General features: G+C 72.5%; 15 protein-coding genes. 6 read left to right on the top strand and 9 right to left on the bottom strand.

Annotation, left to right across the window (positions count from 1 at the left end):
- The first annotated feature begins 97 nt into the window (after positions 1-97).
- Entirely contained in the window at positions 98-1,843 is a 1,746-nt protein-coding gene (locus ACZ4M8_RS03745) for a TIGR03767 family metallophosphoesterase (protein ID WP_467603034.1), read from the top strand.
- A gap of 173 nt (positions 1,844-2,016) precedes the next feature.
- Here the strand turns inward: ACZ4M8_RS03745 and ACZ4M8_RS03740 are convergent, their stop codons facing one another.
- The gene (locus ACZ4M8_RS03740) at positions 2,017-3,033 is read right to left on the bottom strand and encodes a hypothetical protein (RefSeq protein ID WP_467603033.1); all 1,017 of its coding nucleotides are present in this window, start codon (positions 3,031-3,033) and stop codon (positions 2,017-2,019) included.
- Positions 3,034-3,393: 360 nt separating this feature from the next.
- The gene (gene pepN, locus ACZ4M8_RS03735) at positions 3,394-5,973 is read right to left on the bottom strand and encodes an aminopeptidase N (protein WP_467603032.1); all 2,580 of its coding nucleotides are present in this window, start codon (positions 5,971-5,973) and stop codon (positions 3,394-3,396) included.
- Positions 5,974-6,123: 150 nt separating this feature from the next.
- Here pepN and ACZ4M8_RS03730 point away from each other — a divergent pair, with 150 nt between their 5' ends.
- Positions 6,124-6,768, top strand: coding sequence for a mycothiol-dependent nitroreductase Rv2466c family protein (locus tag ACZ4M8_RS03730; RefSeq protein ID WP_467603030.1), 645 nt, complete (start codon positions 6,124-6,126; stop codon positions 6,766-6,768).
- A gap of 155 nt (positions 6,769-6,923) precedes the next feature.
- Here the strand turns inward: ACZ4M8_RS03730 and ACZ4M8_RS03725 are convergent, their stop codons facing one another.
- The 3 genes from ACZ4M8_RS03725 to ACZ4M8_RS03715 all read right to left on the bottom strand — a co-directional run bounded on the left by ACZ4M8_RS03725 (position 6,924) and on the right by ACZ4M8_RS03715 (position 10,914).
- Positions 6,924-7,565 carry a superoxide dismutase gene (locus tag ACZ4M8_RS03725; protein WP_450957907.1) on the bottom strand — a complete coding sequence of 214 codons (642 nt, stop codon included), beginning with the start codon at positions 7,563-7,565 and terminating at the stop codon, positions 6,924-6,926.
- A 198-nt stretch (positions 7,566-7,763) separates the two neighbouring features.
- On the bottom strand, positions 7,764-9,209 hold the full coding sequence (locus ACZ4M8_RS03720; protein WP_467603029.1) for an amino acid permease: 1,446 nt from the start codon (positions 9,207-9,209) through the stop codon (positions 7,764-7,766).
- Between the two features lie 292 nt (positions 9,210-9,501).
- Positions 9,502-10,914, bottom strand: a complete 1,413-nt coding sequence (locus tag ACZ4M8_RS03715) for an amino acid permease (protein WP_467603027.1) — start codon at positions 10,912-10,914, stop codon at positions 9,502-9,504.
- 307 nt (positions 10,915-11,221) lie between these two features.
- On the opposite strand from ACZ4M8_RS03715, the gene ACZ4M8_RS03710 reads away from it, so the two are divergent.
- The gene (locus ACZ4M8_RS03710) at positions 11,222-11,818 is read left to right on the top strand and encodes a biotin transporter BioY (protein WP_467603026.1); all 597 of its coding nucleotides are present in this window, start codon (positions 11,222-11,224) and stop codon (positions 11,816-11,818) included.
- A gap of 134 nt (positions 11,819-11,952) precedes the next feature.
- On the opposite strand, the gene ACZ4M8_RS03705 is transcribed toward ACZ4M8_RS03710, so the two are convergent.
- Entirely contained in the window at positions 11,953-13,401 is a 1,449-nt protein-coding gene (locus tag ACZ4M8_RS03705; protein ID WP_467603024.1) for an amino acid permease, read from the bottom strand.
- Between the two features lie 190 nt (positions 13,402-13,591).
- Between ACZ4M8_RS03705 and ACZ4M8_RS03700 the strand changes: the two genes are divergently transcribed.
- Positions 13,592-14,077: a ribose-5-phosphate isomerase gene (locus ACZ4M8_RS03700; RefSeq protein WP_467603023.1), complete on the top strand. Its 486-nt coding sequence runs from the start codon at positions 13,592-13,594 to the stop codon at positions 14,075-14,077.
- A gap of 77 nt (positions 14,078-14,154) precedes the next feature.
- Positions 14,155-14,973, top strand: coding sequence for an Fpg/Nei family DNA glycosylase (locus ACZ4M8_RS03695; protein WP_467603022.1), 819 nt, complete (start codon positions 14,155-14,157; stop codon positions 14,971-14,973).
- Positions 14,974-15,061: 88 nt separating this feature from the next.
- Here ACZ4M8_RS03695 and ACZ4M8_RS03690 read toward each other — a convergent pair whose 3' ends face one another.
- Positions 15,062-16,291, bottom strand: a complete 1,230-nt coding sequence (locus ACZ4M8_RS03690) for a GNAT family N-acetyltransferase (RefSeq protein ID WP_467603020.1) — start codon at positions 16,289-16,291, stop codon at positions 15,062-15,064.
- Positions 16,292-16,417: 126 nt separating this feature from the next.
- Between ACZ4M8_RS03690 and ACZ4M8_RS03685 the strand changes: the two genes are divergently transcribed.
- Positions 16,418-17,563: a SpoIIE family protein phosphatase gene (locus ACZ4M8_RS03685; protein ID WP_467603019.1), complete on the top strand. Its 1,146-nt coding sequence runs from the start codon at positions 16,418-16,420 to the stop codon at positions 17,561-17,563.
- Here the strand turns inward: ACZ4M8_RS03685 and ACZ4M8_RS03680 are convergent.
- Both ACZ4M8_RS03680 and ACZ4M8_RS03675 read right to left on the bottom strand, forming a co-directional pair.
- Positions 17,544-18,779, bottom strand: a complete 1,236-nt coding sequence (locus tag ACZ4M8_RS03680) for a cation:proton antiporter (RefSeq protein ID WP_467603017.1) — start codon at positions 18,777-18,779, stop codon at positions 17,544-17,546. The two genes, ACZ4M8_RS03685 and ACZ4M8_RS03680, sit on opposite strands and share 20 nt — an antisense overlap.
- A gap of 344 nt (positions 18,780-19,123) precedes the next feature.
- Positions 19,124-19,714 carry a hypothetical protein gene (locus tag ACZ4M8_RS03675; protein ID WP_467603016.1) on the bottom strand — a complete coding sequence of 197 codons (591 nt, stop codon included), beginning with the start codon at positions 19,712-19,714 and terminating at the stop codon, positions 19,124-19,126.
- Positions 19,715-19,725 lie beyond the last annotated feature (11 nt).

Below are 19,725 nucleotides of genomic sequence, written 5' to 3'. Positions count from 1 at the left end.
CGTTCACGCCGACGACACCCCCGCTGCCAAACATCCCCGGTGAGCGGGCAGTTGAGCTGCCCGGCCACCTACGCGTACGCAACCGGGGAGTCCGCGCATGTCCCGCACACGGTCCGCCGCCTCCGCCCTCGACCGCCGCGCCTTCCTCGCCGCGACCGGCGCGGTCGGCGCCGCCGCCGGTCTCGGCCTCGCCTTCGGCGGCGGCGACCGGCCCGCCGCTGCCGCCACCCCGCCGGACGGCGCCGCCCCCGTGGCGCCCGCCCCCGTCGACGCACCGCCGGCGCCCGGCACCCCGTACACCCGGGGCACCACCCTCACCTCCGTCGCCACCCCGCACGGCTCCGGCGGCTACCGGCACCTCGGCGACGGCCCCGGCTGGCGGCGGCTGGTCCGCACCGAGCTGGCCCCCGCCCACGCCGGGCGCGCCGGGCGCCGCACCGCCCTCGCCTCGTTCGTGCACTTCACCGACCTGCACCTGGTCGATGTGCAGAGTCCGCTGCGGTACGAGTACCTGCGCGCCGAGACGGCCAGCGCCTGGCGGCCGCAGGAGGCGCTCTCCGTCGCCGGTGTCGTCTCGCTGATCGAGCGGGTCAACGCGCTGCCCGGCGGACCGGCGACCGGCGCGCCCCTCGCCTTCGTGATGACCACCGGTGACAACACCGACAACAACTCCCGCCTGGAGCTGGAGTGGTTCCTCACCGCGATGAGCGGCGGCCGGATCACCCCGAACTCCGGCGACCCGCGCCGCTACGAGGGCGTCCAGGACAGCGGACTGCCCCTGTACTGGCAGCCCGGCAGCGCCCTGCGCGACGCCGACAAACGCCTCGGCTTCCCCCGTATCGACGGCTTTCTCGACGCGGCGATCCGCCCCGTCCACAGCCCCGGCCTGCGGATGCCGTGGTACTCCACCGTCGGCAACCACGACCAGCTGCCCGGCGGCTGCTACGCGCCCGGGGACCCGTTCTTCACCGCCGTCGCCACCGGTGACCGCAAGCTGGAGACGCTCCCCGCCGACCGTGCCGCGCAGGTCTGGAAGGCCGTCCGCAAGGGCCTCGATCCGCGCGGTGAGGACTTCAAGGAGCTGCTGCGCTCCCAGGCGAAGAAGGCCCGGCACGTCACCGCGGACCCGCGGCGCGCGCCCTTCACCCGCGCCGAGTACCTGCGCGCCCACCTCGACCCGGCGCACACCGGCCCCGGCCCGCACGGCCACGGCTACACCGCGGACCACCTCGACGACGGCCGCCTGTACTACACCTTCCCGGTCGCCGACGACGTCCTCGGTATCAGCCTCGACACCACCGACCCGGCCGGGCACTACACCGGTTCCGTCGGTGCGGCGCAGTTCGCCTGGCTGCGCCGGACGCTGGCGGAGAACGAGCGCGGCGGCGCCCGGCACGTGCTGGTCTTCAGCCACCACACCTCCGCGACGATGGACAACACCCGCCCCGACCCGGCCCGCCCCCGCGAGAAGCGGCACACCGGCACCGAACTGGCCGCGCTGCTCTCCGCGCACCCTTCCGTCGTCGCCTGGATCAACGGCCACACCCACCGGAACGAGGTCATCGCCCACCCGGGTTTCTGGGAGGTCTCCACCGCCTCCCACATCGACTTCCCGCAGCTGGCCCGGGTCATCGAGCTGACCGACAACCACGACGGCACGCTGTCGCTCTTCACCACCCTCGTCGAATCCGCCGCCCCGCACCGCGCCGCCCCCGCCGACCTCTCGCAGACCGGCCTGGCCGCCCTCTACCGCGAACTGGCCGCCAACGCCCCCAAGGCCCGGAAGGACCTGGCCGGCGAGGCCACCGACCGCAACCTGGAACTGGTCCTGCGGCGGCGGTGAGGCGCCCGGGGCCGGTTCCCGAGGCGGTGCGCCGCGGGTCGGCCACGACGCCGGGCGCGGCCCGGTACGGGGCGGTGCGGGGCCTGACCGGTCCGGCGCCGGGCGGTGCGGGGCCGAGGCGGTCTCCCACGCGTTCTGGGCTCCGTCCGCCCGGTCCGCCGACGGCCCCCGCCCTACCGCGGGGCGATCACCACCGGCTCCGCCGGATCCCGGTCCACCGCCGCCATCAGGGCGGTCCGGAGGACGACGGCCTGTTCGCGCGGGGCGTGGCGCAGACCGTCGGGGGTGCAGCGGACCACCGTGATGCCCAGCCGTTCCAGGAGCGCGCGTTTACGGGACCAGGCCGGGCCGGGGAGGGTGCCGTCGCCGTCGGCCGGTGCCGTGTCGATCTCCACCGCGACCGCCTCGGCGGGCCAGTAGGCGTCCACACCGCCCAGGTGCGGGCCGTCCGGCAGCCGCAGGCCGACGTTCCACAGCGGGTCGGGCAGCCGGTGGTCACGGACCAGCGCGTAGAGCCGGTCCTCGGCGCGGGAGCGGTCCCCGGCCAGCAGCAGCGTCACGGTGTCCACCACCTCCGGGCGGGCGGCCAGGTGGGCCCGGCGCAGTTCGCCGACGACGGTGGCCGCCTCGGTGTGCCCGTCCCGGACCGCCTCCGTCAGCAGATGGCGCACGGCCGCCGCGTCGGTCTGCGTCGCCACCGTGTCGGCCAGCGCCCGCGCCACCGGCGCCACCGGCAGCCCGTCGATCTCCTCGGCCCCGGGCAGCTCCGCGGAGCGTACGACCCGCACGAAACCGGCCGAGCGCAGCCGCCGCCCGCGGCCCACCAGGACGTGCAGCCGGTTGAGCGACGGCAGCGGGGGAGCGGCGGTGACGCCGTGCAGCGCCAGCGCCGCCGGACCGGTCAGCATCGCCCGCGCCTCCGGACGCACCCCGCCGCCCTGGTACGGGACCGAGGGGCCGCGCTCCGCCGCGTACAGCACGGCGGCGCGCAGCCGCTCCTCGGTGGACGGCGGATCCGGGCGGAGCAGATACACGCCGGGCAGCACCTCACGCCAGGGGCCGCCGGGGCGGCAGCGGCCGGCGGTCTCGGCGGCCGTGACGCCCCGCTCGCGCAACCGGTGCGCGGTGACCAGAAGGCAGCGGCTGCCGTCGGCACGGGGGAGCGGGGAGAGCGGGGTGTCCTGGGTCATGCGGGGCACTTTCCCGCGCGCGGGGCGCAGGTTCACCGTTGTTACACATCTGTGGCAGGAAGCGGACAACTCCGTTCCGGAGCGCGGGGGTTCGCCGCAGCAGGACGGGGCCGGGCCAGGGCCGGTTTCGGACCGGGCGGGGCCGGGCCAGGGCCGGGCGGGGCCGGGCCAGGGCCGGGCGGGGCCGGGCCGTGAGCCGTCCGCCCGGCCGTGAGCCGCACGCCTGGACCGACCCCCTTCCCGCCCGGCCGCGCCCCGACCTCCTTCCCGCCCGGCCGCGCCCCGGCGCCCCGCCCGCCCGGCCGCGCCCCGGCCCCCGCGCCCGGCGCCTCGAGACCGCGGGGCGCCGGGCCGTGGCCGTCAGCCCCGTGCCCCCGCCGCCGCGTCGCACGCGCGGGCCCGCAGCGCGCGGGCCAGGTCGTCGCGCTGCTCCGACACCAGGCGGCGCAGGGCGGGCGCGGCGTCGGCGCGCCCGGTCAGCCAGGCGTCGGTGGCGTCCAGCGTGGCCTGCTCCAGCTGCCAGAACGGGAACAGGCCGCGGACGACGGCCATCGCGATCTCGATCGACCGCTCCTGCCAGATCCGCTCGATCGCGGCGAAGTACCGCTCGGCGTACGGCGCCAGCAGAGCGGACTGGCCGGGCCGGGCGAAACCGCTGATGGTGGCCTCCACCAGCGCGTTGGACAGGGTGTCCGACTCCACCACGTCCGCCCACGCCCGCGCCTTCACCCCGGCGTCCGGGCGGGCGGCCAGGCAGCGCACCTGGTGCCGCTTGCCGGACGCGGTGTCGTCACGGGACAGCTCCGCGTCCACGGCGGCGGCGTCGGCCGCGTCCTTCGACGCCAGCGCCACCAGGAACGCCCAGCGCAGCTCCTGGTCCACGTCGAGCCCGTCGATCCGCGCGGTGCCGTCCAGCAGACCCCGCAGCAGCTGGAGGTCGGACGGCCGGTCGGCGACCGCGGCGAAGTGCCGGGCCCAGGCGAGCTGGTGGTCGCTGCCGGGCGCCGCGAGCCGCAGTTCGTGCAGCGCGCCCTCGGCCAGCTCCCGGGCCGCCGCCTCCCGGTGCTCCGGCGCGGTGTACGACTCCAGCGCCCCCTGCGCCTGCGCGTGCAGCGTCTGGAGCACGCCGATGTCGCTCTCCCGCCCGGCGAACCGCAGCACCAGGTCCAGGTAGTCGCGGGCCGGCATCAGCCCGTCGCGGGTCAGCCCCCACACCGCCGCCCAGCACAGGGCGCGGGCCATCGGGTCGGTGAGGTCGCCCAGGTGGGCCCGGAGGGTGTCGAGCGAGCCCTCGTCGAAGCGGGTCTTGCCGTACGTCAGATCGTCGTCGTTGACGAGGATCAGCTCGGGCCGCTCGGCGCCCGCCAGCTCGGTGACGACGGTGCGCGGGCCGGTGACGTCGGCCTCGGCGCGGGCGTAGCGGACCAGCGAGCCGTCGGCGTCCTGGCGCCGGTAGAGGCCCACGGCCACCCGGTGCGGGCGCAGCTCCGGGTGGGAGGCGGCGGCCTCCTGGAGCACGCTCAGCTCGGTGATGCGGTCCTGCGCGTCATAGGTGACCTGCGGGGTCAGCGCGTTGACCCCGGCGGTCTGGAGCCAGGCGCGCGACCAGGCGGTCATGTCGCGGCCGGAGGTCTCCTCCAGCACGGACAGCAGATCGCTCAGCCGGGTGTTGCCGTAGGCGTGCCGCTTGAAGTAGCGGCGGGCGCCCTCCAGGAAGGCGTCCCGGCCCGCGTACGCCACCAGCTGCTTGAGGACGGAGGCGCCCTTGGCGTACGTGATGCCGTCGAAGTTGAGCTTGGCGTCCTCCAGGTCCCGGATGTCGGCGGTGACCGGGTGGGTGGAGGGCAGCTGGTCGGCGCGGTAGGCCCACGCCTTGCGGTGGTTGGCGAAGGTGATCCAGCTGTCGGTGAAGCGCGTCGCCTCCGCCAGCGCCAGGGCGCCCATGTAGTCCGCGAAGGACTCCTTGAGCCACAGGTCGTCCCACCACTCCATGGTGACGAGGTCGCCGAACCACATGTGCGCCATCTCGTGCAGGATGACGTTGGCCCGCCGCTCGTACGCCGCCTCGGTGACCTTGCCGCGGAAGACGAACTCCTCGCGGAACGTCACACAGCCCGGGTTCTCCATCGCCCCGATGTTGTACTCCGGGACGAACGCCTGGTCGTACTTGCCGAACGGGTACGGGTAGTCGAAGTGGTCGTGGAAGAAGTCCAGGCCCTGCTTGGTGACGGTGAAGATGTCGTCCGCGTCGAAATGCCTGGCCAGCCCCTTGCGGCAGAGCGCGCCCAGCGGGATGTCCAGCTCCGTGCCGTCCTCGAACGTCCGCCGGTAGCTGTCGCTCACGTAGTGGTACGGACCGGCGACCACGGCGGTGATGTACGTGGAGATCGGCCGCGTCGTCGCGAAGCGGTGACGGCCGCCGGACGGCTCGCCCTCCTCGGCGCCGTTGCTGAGGACCAGCCACTCCTCGGGCGCGGTCACCTCGAAGGTGAACGGTGCCTTGAGGTCGGGCTGTTCGAAGTTCGCGAAGACCCGGCGGGCGTCGGCCGGTTCGTACTGCGTGTAGAGGTAGACCTCGCCGTCCTCGGGGTCCACGAAGCGGTGCAGGCCCTCGCCGGTGCGGCTGTAGGCGCACTGCGCGTCGACGGTCAGGGTGTTCTCCGCCGCCAGAGAGGCCAGCGTGATGCGGGCGCCGTCGAAGACCGCCGACGGGTCGAGGACGGTGCCGTTGAGGGTCACCGACGTCACCGACGGGGCCACCAGGTCCGCGAAGGTGGTGGCGCCCGGCTCGGCGCAGCGGAAGCGGATCGTGGTCAGCGAGCGGAAGGTTTCCTCTCCCCTCACCGCCGACCGGACGTCCAGCGCCACGTCGTACCCGTCGACGCTCAGCAGCCGTCCGCGCTCGTGGGCCTCGTCCCGGGACAGATTCTCACCTGGCACGCTGTGACTCCTTCGTCCTCTTCGTCTTCGCCGTCTTCTTCCGGTTCCGTCGTTCACCGGCCCGACACGGGAATCATGGCACGCCGGCTCTCTGTTGAAGCGGGCGCCGGCCGGCGTACGTCCGGCGTCCACCGCACACGAGGAGAGCACGTGTCCGACACCGCGAAGACCCCCGCCGACTTCTGGTTCGATCCGCTGTGCCCCTGGGCCTGGATGACGTCCCGTTGGATCCTGGAGGTCGAGAAGCTCCGCCCCATCGAGGTCCGCTGGCACGTCATGAGCCTGGCCGTGCTCAACGAGAAGCGTCTCGACGACCTCCCGCCGGAGTACGCCGAGGCGATGCGGCCCGGCGGCAGCGGCTGGGGCCCGGTGCGGGTCTGCATCGCCGCCGAGCAGCGCTTCGGCAGCAAGGTCCTCGGCCCCCTCTACACCGCCCTGGGCACCCGTATGCACAACGAGGGCATGGGCCGGGACCGCGCCGCGATCGTGGCGGCCCTCGCCGACGCCGGGCTGCCGGCCGACCTGATCGACGCCGCCGACTCCGACGCGTACGACACCGAGCTGCGCGCCTCCCACAAGGCGGGTATCGAGCTGGTCGGCCAGGAGGTCGGCACGCCCGTCATCGCGGTGCCCGGCGCGGACGGCGAGCAGATCGCGTTCTTCGGCCCGGTCGTCACCCCCGCCCCCAAGGGCGAGGAGGCCGCCAAGCTGTGGGACGGCACCCTGATGGTCGCCTCCATCCCGGGCTTCTACGAGATCAAGCGGACCCGTACGGCCGGTCCGGTCTTCGACTGACGCCGGCGGGGCCCGGGGCGGTGACCTGCCGCCCCGGGCCCCGTCCCGGGTATGGGCAGGGCCCCGCGAGTCACGTCCTCGCGGGGCCCTGCCGTTCTTCCGCCTGCCGGGTGAAGGTTGAGAAGACGATCACGAGGCAGGACGCATGAGGGGTGTCACGGCGCCAGCAGCAGCGTGTTGGCGCGCTCCTTGGCGGCGGTGTAGCGCTTGGCCACGTCCTGCCAGTTGACGACCTGCCACATCGCCTCGATGAAGTCGACCTTCTGGTTCTTGTACTGCAGGTAGAAGGCGTGCTCCCAGGCGTCGAAGACCAGGATCGGCACCGAGCCCTGGCCGACGTTGCCCTGGTGGTCGTAGATCTGCTCGACGATCAGCCGGCCGCTGACCGGCTCGTAGGCGAGCACGCCCCAGCCGGAGCCCTGCGTGGTGGCGGCGGCCTTCGTCAGCTGCGCCTTGAAACCGGCGTACGAGCCGAAGCTCTCGGCGATGGCGTCGGCCAGTTCACCCACGCCGTCCTTGGCGTCGGGCTCGCCGCCGCCGTCGCCGCTCATGTTGTGCCAGTAGATGCTGTGCAGGATGTGCCCGGAGAGGTGGAACGCGAGGTTCTTCTCCAGCCCGTTGATGCCGCCCCACTGCTCCTTGTCGCGGGCCTCGGCGAGCTGCTCCAGGGTGTCGTTCGCACCCTTCACGTAGGCCGCGTGGTGCTTGTCGTGGTGCAGCTCGATGATCTCGGGGCTGATGACCGGGGCCAGCGCCGAGTAGTCGTAGGGGAGTTCCGGAAGGGTGTAGGTCGCCATGTGCCCAGCCTCTCCAACTGCTTACGCCTTCTTATTGCAACAGGGAGCTATTGCAATTGGTGTGCAAGAACGGTCGCCACGCTACCAGCAGCGGTGATCACCGGCCCGGTAAGGGCGGCCTGCCTGGTACCAAAGACGGAGGCGGGGCGGGACCCCGGTAGGAGTCCCGCCCCGCCTCGTGCGGTGCGTGCGCCCGGATCAGCCGGCCGCCGGCCCGTTGCCCTCCACGGGAGTCCGGCCCAGCTTCGACCGCAGCAGCCCGATCACCGCCAGCACCACCGCGAACCCGCCGGTGAACAGCAGCTGGACGCGCTGGTCACCGTCGCGCAGCATCAGCAGCAGCACCGCCGCGATACCGGCCAGCGCCACCCACGTCAGGAACGGGAACGCCCACATCTTCACGACCAGCTTCTCCGGAGCCTCCCGCTCCAGCTGCCGGCGCATCCGCAGCTGCGCGACGGCGATGAAGCCCCACACCACCAGCACCGCGGCGCCGACCATGTTCAGCAGCCACTGGAAGACCGTCGTCGGCCACCAGAAGCTGAAGAGCACCGCGAGGAAACCGAACGCCGAGCACAGCACCACCGCGCGGCGCGGCACCCCGCCGCTGACTTTGCGCAGGAACGCCGGGCCCTGTCCGCGCGAGGTCAGCGAGAACGCCATCCGGGACGAGCCGTAGATGTTGGCGTTCATCGCGGACAGCAGCGCCACCAGGATGACCACGTTCATGATCTGCCCGGCCGCCGGGATGTCCAGGTAGTCCAGGACCGCGACGTACGGGCCGCTCTTGAGGATGGACGGCTCGTTCCACGGGATGACGGTGACGATGATCGCCATCGAGCCGACGTAGAAGAGGGCGATCCGCCACATCGCGGTCCGCACCGCCCGTGCCACCCCGCGCACCGGGTCCTTCGACTCGGCGGCGGCGATCGTCACCGTCTCCAGACCGCCGTACGCGAAGACCGACGCCAGCAGGCCGACCATCAGCCCGTCGACGCCCTTGGGCAGGAAGCCGCCGTCGCCGGTGAGGTGGGAGGCGCCCGGCGCGGCGGTGCCCGGCAGTACGCCGAAGATCGCCAGCAGGCCCAGGATGAGGAAGATGCCGATCGCGGCGACCTTCAGCGCGGCGAACCAGAACTCGAACTCACCGAAGTTGCTGACCGCCGCGAGGTTGGCGCCGCAGAAGATCACCATGAAGAGCAGCACCCACATCCACGTCCGGGTGCCCGGGAACCACTGCGTCATGATGCCCGCCGCGCCGATCGCCTCGGCGGCCACCGCCACACACAAAAGCGCGGTGAACATCCAGCCGGCGGTGAACCCCGCCCACGGCCCGATCGACCGCCCGGCGTGCACGGAGAAGGAACCGGACGCCGGGTTGGCCGCGGCCATCTCGCCCAGCATCCGCATGATCAGCATCACCAGCGCGCCGGAGACCGCGTAGGCCAGGACGATCGACGGCCCGGCGGCGGCGATGCCCGCACCGGAGCCGACGAAGAGCCCCGCGCCGATCACCCCGCCCAGGGCGATCATCGACAGATGGCGCTGCTTGAGGCCGTTGGACAGCGTGCCGCCGCCGTCGCCTCCCTGGCCCGCGTCGGACCGCTCACGCGCGGTCGCGGCGGACGGGGATATCCGATTCATGTCGTACCTGTCCCAGTGGTGAGAGCGGAGCGGAACCTGCGTTCTCCCGGGGCTGCGACCAGTACGCCTCCGCCGCCGACCCCCGGCCCCCCGCCCGCGACGGCAGGAATACAGCCCTGCGCATGGCGTGAACGAGGGGTCCTCGGTGAAGCGCGCTCAGTTTGGGCGTCGGTGTCCGCTCAGGGCAACAGGCATGCAGCGAATGTTCGGTATTCAGACGCGATCGTGACCGTACGTGTCCAGGTCATCGTGGTATGCCACCACAAGCCCCGCCATCGCGGGACAACTCGCTTCAGCGCCGGGTTGTCCGGTCGCGTACTTCCCGGGCACCGGCGACCAACAGGACCAGCGCGGTGGCCCCCGCCGACCACAGCAACTGCGGCCGGGCGGTGGCGTCGGTCAGCATCAGCACCAGCACCGCCGCCATCCCGGCCAGCGCCGCCCAGGTCAGATAGGGGAACGCCCACATCCGCAGGGTCAGCTTCCCGGGCGCCTCCCGCTCGATACGGCGCCGCAGCCGCAGCTGCGAGACGGCGATCAGCGCCCAGACGAAGAGCAGCACCGCGCCGACCGCGTTGAGCAGATAGAGGAAAACCGAATCCGGCCACTTGAGGTTCAGCAGCACCGACACGAAGCCGAACGCCACCGACGCCAGCACCGCCCGCCGCGGCACCCCGCCGCCCGCCACCTTCAGCAGCCCGCGCGGTGCCTCGCCCCGCTCGGCGAGCGAGAAGACCATCCGGGACGCGCCGTAGAGATTGGCGTTGAGCGCCGACAGCAGCGCCACGAAGACCACGATGTTCATGATCAGCCCGGCGCCCGGAATCCCGATGTGGTCGAGCACCGCGACGTACGGGCTCTGCCCCGGCACCAGCTTCGACCACGGCAGCAGCGTGACGATCACCAGCATCGAGCCGACGTAGAAGAAGAGGATGCGCCACACCGCGCTGCGCACCGCACGGCCCACCGCCCGCGCCGGGTCGTCCGACTCGGCGGCGGCGATCGTCACGACCTCCAGACCGCCGAACGCGAACACCACCGCCAGCACCCCGGAGACCACCCCGGACCAGCCGCGCGGCAGGAAGCCGCCCTGCCCGGTCAGATTGGCCAGGCCCACCGGCTCGGTGTCCGGCAGCACCCCGAAGACCGCCAGCAGGCCCAGCACCAAAAACAGCACGATCGCGGTGACCTTCAGCGTGGCGAACCAGAACTCGAACTCACCGAAGTTCTTCACCGCCGCGAGGTTGGCGCCGGTGAACACCACCATGAAGAGCAGCACCCAGCCCCACTGCGGCACCGCAGGCACCCAGCCGTGCGCGATCTGCGCCGCGCCCGTCGCCTCCACGGCCAGCACCACGACCAGCAGGAACCAGTACAGCCAGCCGACGCTGAACCCGGCCCAGCGGCCCAGGGCCCGCTCCGCGTGCACCGAGAACGCCCCGGACGCCGGCATCGCCGCCGACATCTCGCCCAGCATCCGCATGATCAGCATCGCCAGCGCGCCCGCGATCAGGTACGAGACCGTGATGCCGGGCCCGGCCACCGCGATCCCCGCGCCGGAGCCGACGAAGAGCCCGGCGCCGATCACCCCGCCCAGGCCCAGCATCGTCAGATGGCGCTGCTTGAGCCCGCCGGAAAGGGGCTCCCGCTCGCCGGCGCCCTCTCCGAGCGGCGGTGTCCCGGAGGGGGTCGGTGCGTCAGGCATGGCTCGTCACTCTCGCGCGGTGCGGGGCCCCGCGGACGGCGTGGCCTGTGGACCACCTCAGTTTCCTCGCCCCGGCGACCGCCGCAAAATGCTCCGGCGTCCACTGCCCGCTTGGTGACGAGCATCACGTGACCTGCGAAAAGACCCAGGGGACGGCGGTGCCGGGCACGGGTAGGGGTTGTTCGGAACTCTCCAAGCCACCCGGCGCCGCTTTGTCGCCGCCACACGATGATCGCGGTGGCTCCGCTGGACTAACGTCCATCGGGTCCGACCTGTCCGTATCCCTTCCGACCTTCGCGGAGTCCTGATGAGCACTGCAGCTCTCACCCGTCCCGGTGCGGTCCTCGCCGACCTGCTGCCCGCCGCCACCGCCACCCGCGCCCGCGTCCGTGACGCCGCGCTGGTCGCGGGGGGCGCCGTCCTGACCGGCGTCGCCGCCCAGCTCGCCCTGCCGATACCGGGCTCCCCGGTGCCGGTGACCGGCCAGACCTTCGCCGCGCTCCTGGTGGGCACCGCCCTCGGCGCCCGCCGCGGCCTCGCCTCCCTCGCCCTGTACGCGGCGGTCGGCATGGCGGGCGTCCCGTGGTTCGCCGAGGGCAAGTCCGGTCCCGGCGGCGCCACCTTCGGCTACGTCCTGGGCATGCTGCTCGCCTCCGTCGTCGTCGGCGCGCTGGCCCGCCGCGGCGGCGACCGCGGCGCGCTGCGCACCGCCGGCACGATGGCCGCCGGCCTCGCGGTGATCTACGCCGTCGGCGTCCCCTACCTCGCGCTGAGCACCGGCATCTCCTTCGGCCAGGCGCTCGCCGTCGGCATGGTGCCGTTCCTCATCGGCGACGTCCTCAAGGCGGCCCTGGCGATGGGCGCCCTGCCCACCGCCTGGAAACTGGCCGGCCGCCGCGGCTGACCCGGCCTCGCGTACGGGGCCGGGCCCGGGGGAGACCCGCCGGCCCCGGCACCACGGAACGGGCCGGGCCCCGCACCCACCTGACAGGTGACTGCGGGGCCCGGCCCGTTCCGGTGTCCGTGCGCTCCCGGTGGCTACGCGCGGTCCGCGGCCGGCTCGGGGGCGGCCTCCGCGGCCCCGTCGCCCACGGCCTGCGCCGGTGCGCCGGCGGCGGCCTCGCGGGGACGGCGCCGGTCCAGGATCAGACCGATGGCCAGGACGACCACCGCGGCGACGACGGACAGCACCATCTGCTTACGGCCGTCCGGGTCGTAGAACATGTAGCCCACGACGAAGAGGATCAGCGCGATCGTCGCGTAGGTCAGCCACGGGTACATCCACATCCGGACCGTCAGCCGCTCCGGCATCTCCTTCTCGATGACCTTGCGCATCCGCAGCTGCGAGAAGCAGATGACCAGCCACACGAAGAGCGCGACCGCGCCCGAGGAGTTGAGCAGGAACTGGAAGATGGTGTCCGGCGAGGTGTAGCTGAAGATCGTCGCGACGAAGCCGAAGGCCACCGACGCCCAGATCGCCACGGACGGCACGCCGCCCTTGTTCAGCTTCGCGAAGGACTTCGGCGCGTCACCGCGCTCACCCAGCGAGAACGCCATCCGGGACGCGGTGTACAGACCCGAGTTGAGACAGGACAGCACCGCCGTCAGCACCACGATGTCCATCACGGTGCCCGCGTACGGGATCTTCAGCGACTCCAGCACGGCCACGTACGGGCTCGCGTCCAGCTTCGGGTCGTTCCACGGCAGCAGCGTCACGATGACCGCGATCGAGCCGAGGTAGAAGAGCGCGATCCGCCAGATGACGCTGTTGACGGCCTGCCGCACGGCCTTCACCGGGTTCGGCGACTCGCTGGCCGCCAGCGTGACGATCTCACTGCCCATGAAGGAGAAGACCACCAGCAGCATGCCGGAGAGGATCGCGCCCGGACCGTTCGGCAGGAACCCGCCCTGACCGGTGAAGTTGGTCAGACCGACCGCGTGGTCGCCCGGGGGCAGACCGAATATCGCCAGCGCGCCGACGATGATGAAGACGATGATCGCGACGACCTTGATACCGGCGAACCAGAACTCGAACTCGCCGAACGAGCTGACGGAGATCAGGTTGGTACCGGTCAGCACGATCATGACCAACAGTGCCCACGCCCACTGCGGGACGGCGGGGACCCAATTGGTCAAGATCGCGGCAGCCGCGGTCGCCTCGACAGCCAGCACGACCGACCAGAAGAACCAGTACAGCCAGCCGATGGTGAACCCGGCCCAGCGGCCGAGCGCACGGTCCGCGTAAGCGGAGAACGAACCGGACGTGGGGGAGGCCGCGGCCATCTCACCCAGCATCCGCATGACGAGCACGACCAGAAGTCCGGTCAGTGCGTAAGAGAGGAGAATGCCCGGTCCGGCGGCCTTGATACCGGCGCCGGACCCGACGAACAGTCCGGCTCCGATGACGCCACCGATGGCGATCATCGACAGATGCCGGTTCTTGAGTCCTGCCTGAAGCCCGTCCGTGGTAGGCGGGTGCGTGCCCATGTGCACCGTCCTTCAGTGGTTCTCGGTTTCGAGTCCCCGCATTAGACAGTCGGTACCGACCGCTTAGGAAGATCCGACTCCGGATCGTTGTCGTTCCTGTTCAGCTGTATGAAGAGTGGCTGAAACCTTCCCGCCATATGTACGAAGACCCGGCGCCACAGAGCCGCATTCCGCATGCCACACTCATGCCATGCGCGTGTATCTCGGCTCCGACCATGCCGGTTTCGACCTCAAGAACCACCTCGTCGACTGGCTCAAGGCCCACGGCCACGAGCCCGTCGACTGTGGTCCCCACCTCTACGACGCCCAGGACGACTACCCCCCGTTCTGCCTCCGTGCAGCTGAGCGGACGGCGGCCGACGCCGACGCCCTCGGCATCGTGATCGGCGGCTCCGGCAACGGTGAGCAGATCGCCGCCAACAAGGTCAAGGGCGTGCGGGCCGCACTCGCCTGGAGCGAGGAGACCGCGAAGCTGGGCCGCGAGCACAACGACGCAAACGTGATTTCCATCGGTGGCCGGATGCATACCCTTGAAGAGGCCACCCGTTTCGTGGAGATTTTCCTCGCCACGCCGTACTCCGGCGAAGCGCGTCACACCCGCCGCATCGAGATGCTCTCGGCGTACGAGACCACTGGCGAACTTCCCCCGATCCCGGCCCACCACCCGCAGGGCTGACCGCCCGCGAGCCCGACGCCGCCCGCTCCCCCGGCCGCCGGGGGAGCGGGCGCACCCACACCTGAAGGACGCACCGCATGCCCGAGGGGCACACCATCCACCGCCTCGCCCTCGACCACCACGAGCGTTTCGTGGGCGAGAGGGTCCGCGTGAGCAGCCCGCAGGGCCGGTTCGCGGCCGGCGCGGCCCTCGTCGACGGCCGGGTCCTGGAGTGCGCGGAGGCCCACGGCAAGCACCTCTTCCTCGGCTTCGGACCCGCCGGCTGGATCCACATCCACCTCGGCCTCTTCGGCAAGCTCGGCTTCGGCACCGCCCCAGCGCCGCCCGCCGCCGACACCGTCCGGCTCCGCCTCGCCACCGGCGACCACCACGCCGACCTGCGCGGACCCACCGCCTGCGAGCTGATCACCGACGCCGGGAAGCAGGCGATACACGACCGCCTCGGCCCCGACCCGCTGCGCGGCGACGACGACGGCGAACGGGCCTGGCGCCGCATCTCCCGCAGCCGCACCACCGTCGCCGCGCTCCTGCTGGACCAGAAGGTCGTCGCGGGCGTCGGCAACGTCTACCGCGCCGAGGTCCTCTTCCGCCGCGGCATCGACCCCTACCTCCCGGGCCGGTCCCTCGCCCGCGACGACTGGGACGCGATCTGGGCCGATCTCGTCGCCCTGATGCGCGAGGGCGTCCGGCACAACCGGATCGACACCGTCCGGCCCGAGCATCTGCCCGAGGCGATGGGCCGCCCGCCGCGCGTCGACGACCACGGCGGTGAGGTGTACGTCTACCGCCGCGCCCACCAGCCCTGCCACCTGTGCACCACCGAGATCCGCACCGCCGACCTGGCGTCCCGCAACCTCTTCTGGTGCCCTCGCTGCCAGCCGGCACACGGCGGCTGAGCGCGGCGGACGCCCGGCCCCCGGCGCGGCACACGCGCCGGGAAGCCGCCGTCCCGGCACACGCGCCGGGAAGCCCGCCGTCCCTCCGTCAGAACTCGTGCGGCAGCCACGGCGCGACGTCCGAGCCGAACGCCACCGACGCCGCCGCCAGCGCACCCGGCCGCAGCTCCCGCACCCGCCCGGCCCCCGCCATCGCCGACAGCGTGAAGCCGCCCAGGTACGCCGAGCCCAGCTCCCGTACGGAGAGCGCCAGGTCGGCGGGGTCGGCGGTCCGCTCGCAGAGCGCGCCGGAGCCGTCGCCGGACAGCCGCCAGCGGCCCTCGTTCCACGGGCAGAACGGATCGGCCACGTCCAGCACCACGTCCACCGGCCGCTGGTACGTCCGCGCCGACAGCGCCGCGCCCAGCTCCACCGGCCGGACGAACGCCGCCTCCCGCAGCCCGATCAGACACCGCCGCATGTCCGCGACGAGATGCAGCAGCGGATCGTCCACCGGAAGATTGCGCGCCGTCACCCACGTCGTCAGGTCGATGCCGAAGAGGTAGCGCCACAGCGCCGCGCCCACCACCGGATCCGGCGCGGCCAGGTCCCACACCCGGACCGTGCCCTGCGGACCCGCCTCGGCCCAGTCGCTCACCACGGAGTACCGGGCGTAGCCGGCCACCTCGCCGCCGGACTCGGCCACCACGCACTGCAGCGGCCCCTCGTCGTCGTCGCGGTCGTCCTCCGGGTCGAGGATCACCATCCGCTCCCAGCCCGGCTGCCGCGCCAGCATCCCGGCGCGCCCGGCGATCGTGCGCGCGTAGACCGCCTCGCACGCCGCCAGCGCCTCGTCCGGCTCCCTCAGCCGCAGCCGTACGTCGTCACAACCGGGCAGGGCAGCAGGGGCCACCCGGGTGGTGTCGGCCTTGATCCGCATCTCCTGTGTGGCCGCGCCGTACCCGAACCGCCCGTAAATCGCGGACTCCGACGCCGTCAGCATCGCCAGCGGCTCGCCCCGCTCCCGTACGTCGTCCAGCTGCCGCCGCATCATCGCGGTCAGCACCCCGCGGCGGCGGTGCGTCGGCTGCACGCTGACCATCGTCACGCCGGCGGCGGGTACGGACGCGCCGCCCGGCACCGTCACGCCGAAGGAGAAGGCGCCCGCGGTGCCGACGATCTCGCCGTCGTCCCACGCGGCGAGGGAGCGGCCGGGCTCCATCAGCTCCCGCCACAGCGCCCGCTCCTCGTCGGTCTCCTCCTCGCCGAAGGCGCGCTCCAGCTTCCCGTACCAGGCGTCTCCTTCGTCCGGCTGCAACATCCGCAACTCTGTCGTCATACGCCACCTGTACCAGGAGGGTCTCCGGCAGCGCGACCGCATTTCGAACGGGATTCCCGGCAATCACACCGGGCCGCGTCCGGCGAATCGACGCGCCGCCGAACGGGTGGATAAAGTCCCCGTGACATGACACGCCGCCCGGGATCGGAACCCCTGACGGCCCGGCTGCACAAGGCGCTGCACCGGGCCCGCGTCGGCGTGCGCAAGGCCGGGGTCGACTACTTCCGCGGCGACGGCTCGGACGGCCCCGCGGTCGTCGCGCTGCTGGTCTCGGTGGTGCTCATCGCGGGCGGCACGCTCTGGCACACGGAGTGGTTCGGGCCGACCGCACTGGTCCTCCCGGTGATCGCCGGCGGCCTCCTGCTGCGCCCCGCCAACCTCCTCGTCCTCTACGCCGCCGCCGCGACCGCCCTGATCGTGGAGGCGGCGCTCTTCGGCCCGTACGACGAGGGGACGGAGCGCATCACCCCCGGCACGGTCCTGATCGTCGCCGCCGTCGGGCTGATCGGCCTGCTCATCGCGCAGTTCCGCAGCCGCGTCGGCGTGCCCTGGCGGCGCGGCTCCACCATGCTCTTCGACCTGCGTGAACGCATCCGGGTGCAGAGCGAACTGCCCCGACTGCCGGAGGGCTGGCACCACGAGATGGCGCTGCGCCCGGCCGGCGGGCAGTCGTTCTCCGGGGACTTCGTCGTGGCCTCCCGCACCCAGGGCGGCAACATCCTGGAGGTCGTCCTCACCGACGTCTCCGGCAAGGGCATGGACGCCGCCTCCCGCTCACTGCTGCTCTCCGGCGCCTTCGGCGGCCTCCTCGGCTCGCTGCCGCCGCACGGCTTCCTGCCCGCGGCCAACGGCTACCTGCTGCGCCAGGACTGGGACGAGGGCTTCGCCACCTCCATCCACCTCGTCCTCGACCTGGAGTCCGGCGACTACGAACTGCTCTCCGCGGGCCACCTCCCGGCCCTCCAGCTCTGCGCCGGGACCGGCCGCTGGGAGGAGAAGTCCGGCGAGGGCCCGCTCCTCGGGGTGTACGACGGGGCGCAGTTCGACCCGGTGAAGGGCCGGCTGCGCCCCGGCGACGTCCTGATGATGTTCACCGACGGCCTGGTCGAGTCCGCCGAACGCGATATCGCCGAGGGCATGGACCGGCTGACCGGCGAGGCCGACCGCTACGTCACGGGCGGCTTCGCGGGCGCCGCCTGGCATCTGATCGAGGCGGTCGCCAAGGACGTCAACGACGACCGGGCGCTGCTCCTCATCTGCCGGGACGCGTAGCGCCGGCCGGCTCGGCCGCCGCTTGGTCCGCTCCGTCCGCTTCGTTCGCCGCACGTGCCGCCGCCCGATCCGTCGCGCGGCGGCCGCCCGGCAGCACCCGCGCCAGCAGCTCCGCCCGCCCGGCGGCCAGCGGCCCGAGCACCGCGAGGATCAGCACGTACCCGGCGATGAACGGCGACAGCCGTTCGTCCAGCCCCGCGGCCGCCGCCATCGTCGCCAGGATCAGCGCGAACTCGCCGCGGGCCAGCAGCGAGGTGGCGATGCCCGCCGCGGGCCGCGGCCCGAAGCGGTGGATCCGCGCGGCCACCAGCCCGGCGAGGACGTTCATCACCACTGTCAGCGTGACGGCGATGAGTACGGGCACCAGCACCGACGGCAGGTCACCGGGGTTGATGGAGAGCCCGAAGGCGAAGAAGAAGATCGCGCCGAACGCGTCCCGCAGCGGATGCACCAGCTCCCGGATCCGGTCGCCGCAGCTGGTACCGCCCAGCATCAGACCGACCATGAACGCGCCGATGGCGTCCGCGACCCCGAACCACTCGGAGACCCCGGCGATCAGCACGGCCGCACCGAGGAAGGAGATGACGAGGAGTTCGTTGTCCCGGGTGGCGATCAGCCGGTCGACGACCCGGGTGCCCCACCGCGCCGCGGCGGCGAGCAGCAGCAGGAACCCGAACGCCTTGCCCGCGTCGAGCGCCGCCGCACCGAACGAGTCCGCACCGGAGATCACCGGCTGGAGCGCCGCCAGGTACAGCGCCAGGAAGATGTCCTCGACGACGATGATCCCGAGGATCGGCTTCGCCTCGGGACCGCCCAGCCGCCCCGTGTCGACCAGCACCTTGGTGACGATCGCGGACGACGAGATGCCGAGCACCCCGGCGAGCACCAGTGCCTCGGACGTGCCCCAGCCGAGCGCGAAGCCGAAGGCGAGGCCCGCGCCGACGTTCAGCGCCAGATAGGCGCCGCCGGCCAGCGCCATCGCGCGCCCGCCGTTCTTGAGGTCGTCCACATGGAATTCGAGGCCGAGGTAGAAGAGCAGCAGCACCAGCCCGAGGAGCGAGAGCATCTCCAGGTCGTGCGGGTCGGCGACCAGCACCAGGCCGGGGGTGTGCGGGCCGAGCAGGATCCCGGCCAGGATGAAGAGGGGAATGGTCGGCAGGCCGATCCGGCGGCCGGTCCGGGCGAGCACGGCGGCGGCCAGAAAGGCTCCGCCCATGGCTATCAGGGTCTGTGCGTGACCGATGGCTCCTCCAAGGTCTGACGGGTGGACGGATGGACGGCGCCGACACGGGACCGGAACGGAACCGCAGCCAGGAACCGGCACCTAAAGTCAAGAGAAGGTCAAGAAATGGTCGATAATTAGTTTACCAAAGGAGATTTCGGGCGCGGCGGAGCGCGGACCGGAGCGGCGGGCGGACCACCCGCACGCCCGGACGCGCGACCTCAACACAGCGGAAAGGAGAAGGAGTTGGCCGCACGCGCCCGCACGGCGCGGCCACGGCCCGGCACGGCCTCACGGTCAGGCGCGGCCGTTCGCCCCCGCGAGGCCCGGTGCGGCCGCTAGCCCCGCTGGCGCGCCTCCATCGTCACGGCCAGCGCGAAGAGCAGCCGCCGGTCCACGGCGTCCTCGTCCACGGTCAGGCGGTACCAGTCGTCGAACACCTTGGGTTTGTCGATGCTGAACACCGGCTCGCCGCCGTCCCGCACGAAGTCGAAGTGGTACTTCACCAGCGCCCCGGCGATCTCCCCGACCGCGTCGAGGAGCGTCAGCAGCCGCCGGGCCCGCGCCGTCGCGGCACTGCGCTCGGTACCGGTGAGCCTGCCGAGACCGGGCTGCTCGAACTCCCAGGTCGTACGGTCGACCGACCTCTTCGGCAGCACCCCGAACGAGCCGAGCAACCGGCCCCCGCCGTCGAACGCCTCGTAACCGGTCAGCGCGGCGAGCCACCCTTGCGAACTCTCCCGGACGGTCACCAGCTTCTCGCCGCGCCCCTCGTCCTCGTAGAGGTCCAGCACATCGGAGAGCTTCAGCTGCTTCTCGGCGTAGCCGAGCGGCTCACCCGGCTTCCCCTCCCCGTCATCGGCGGAGATCCGGTACTTGCGCTTGGGACCGAGCGAGGTCTTGCGTACGTGGTAGATCGAGGCCGGCACGCCGCACAGGA

The organism is Streptomyces sp. NPDC027185 (assembly GCF_055567035.1).
Note: the sequence above shows the minus strand (reverse complement) of the source record. Positions and strands in the feature narration are given on the sequence as shown.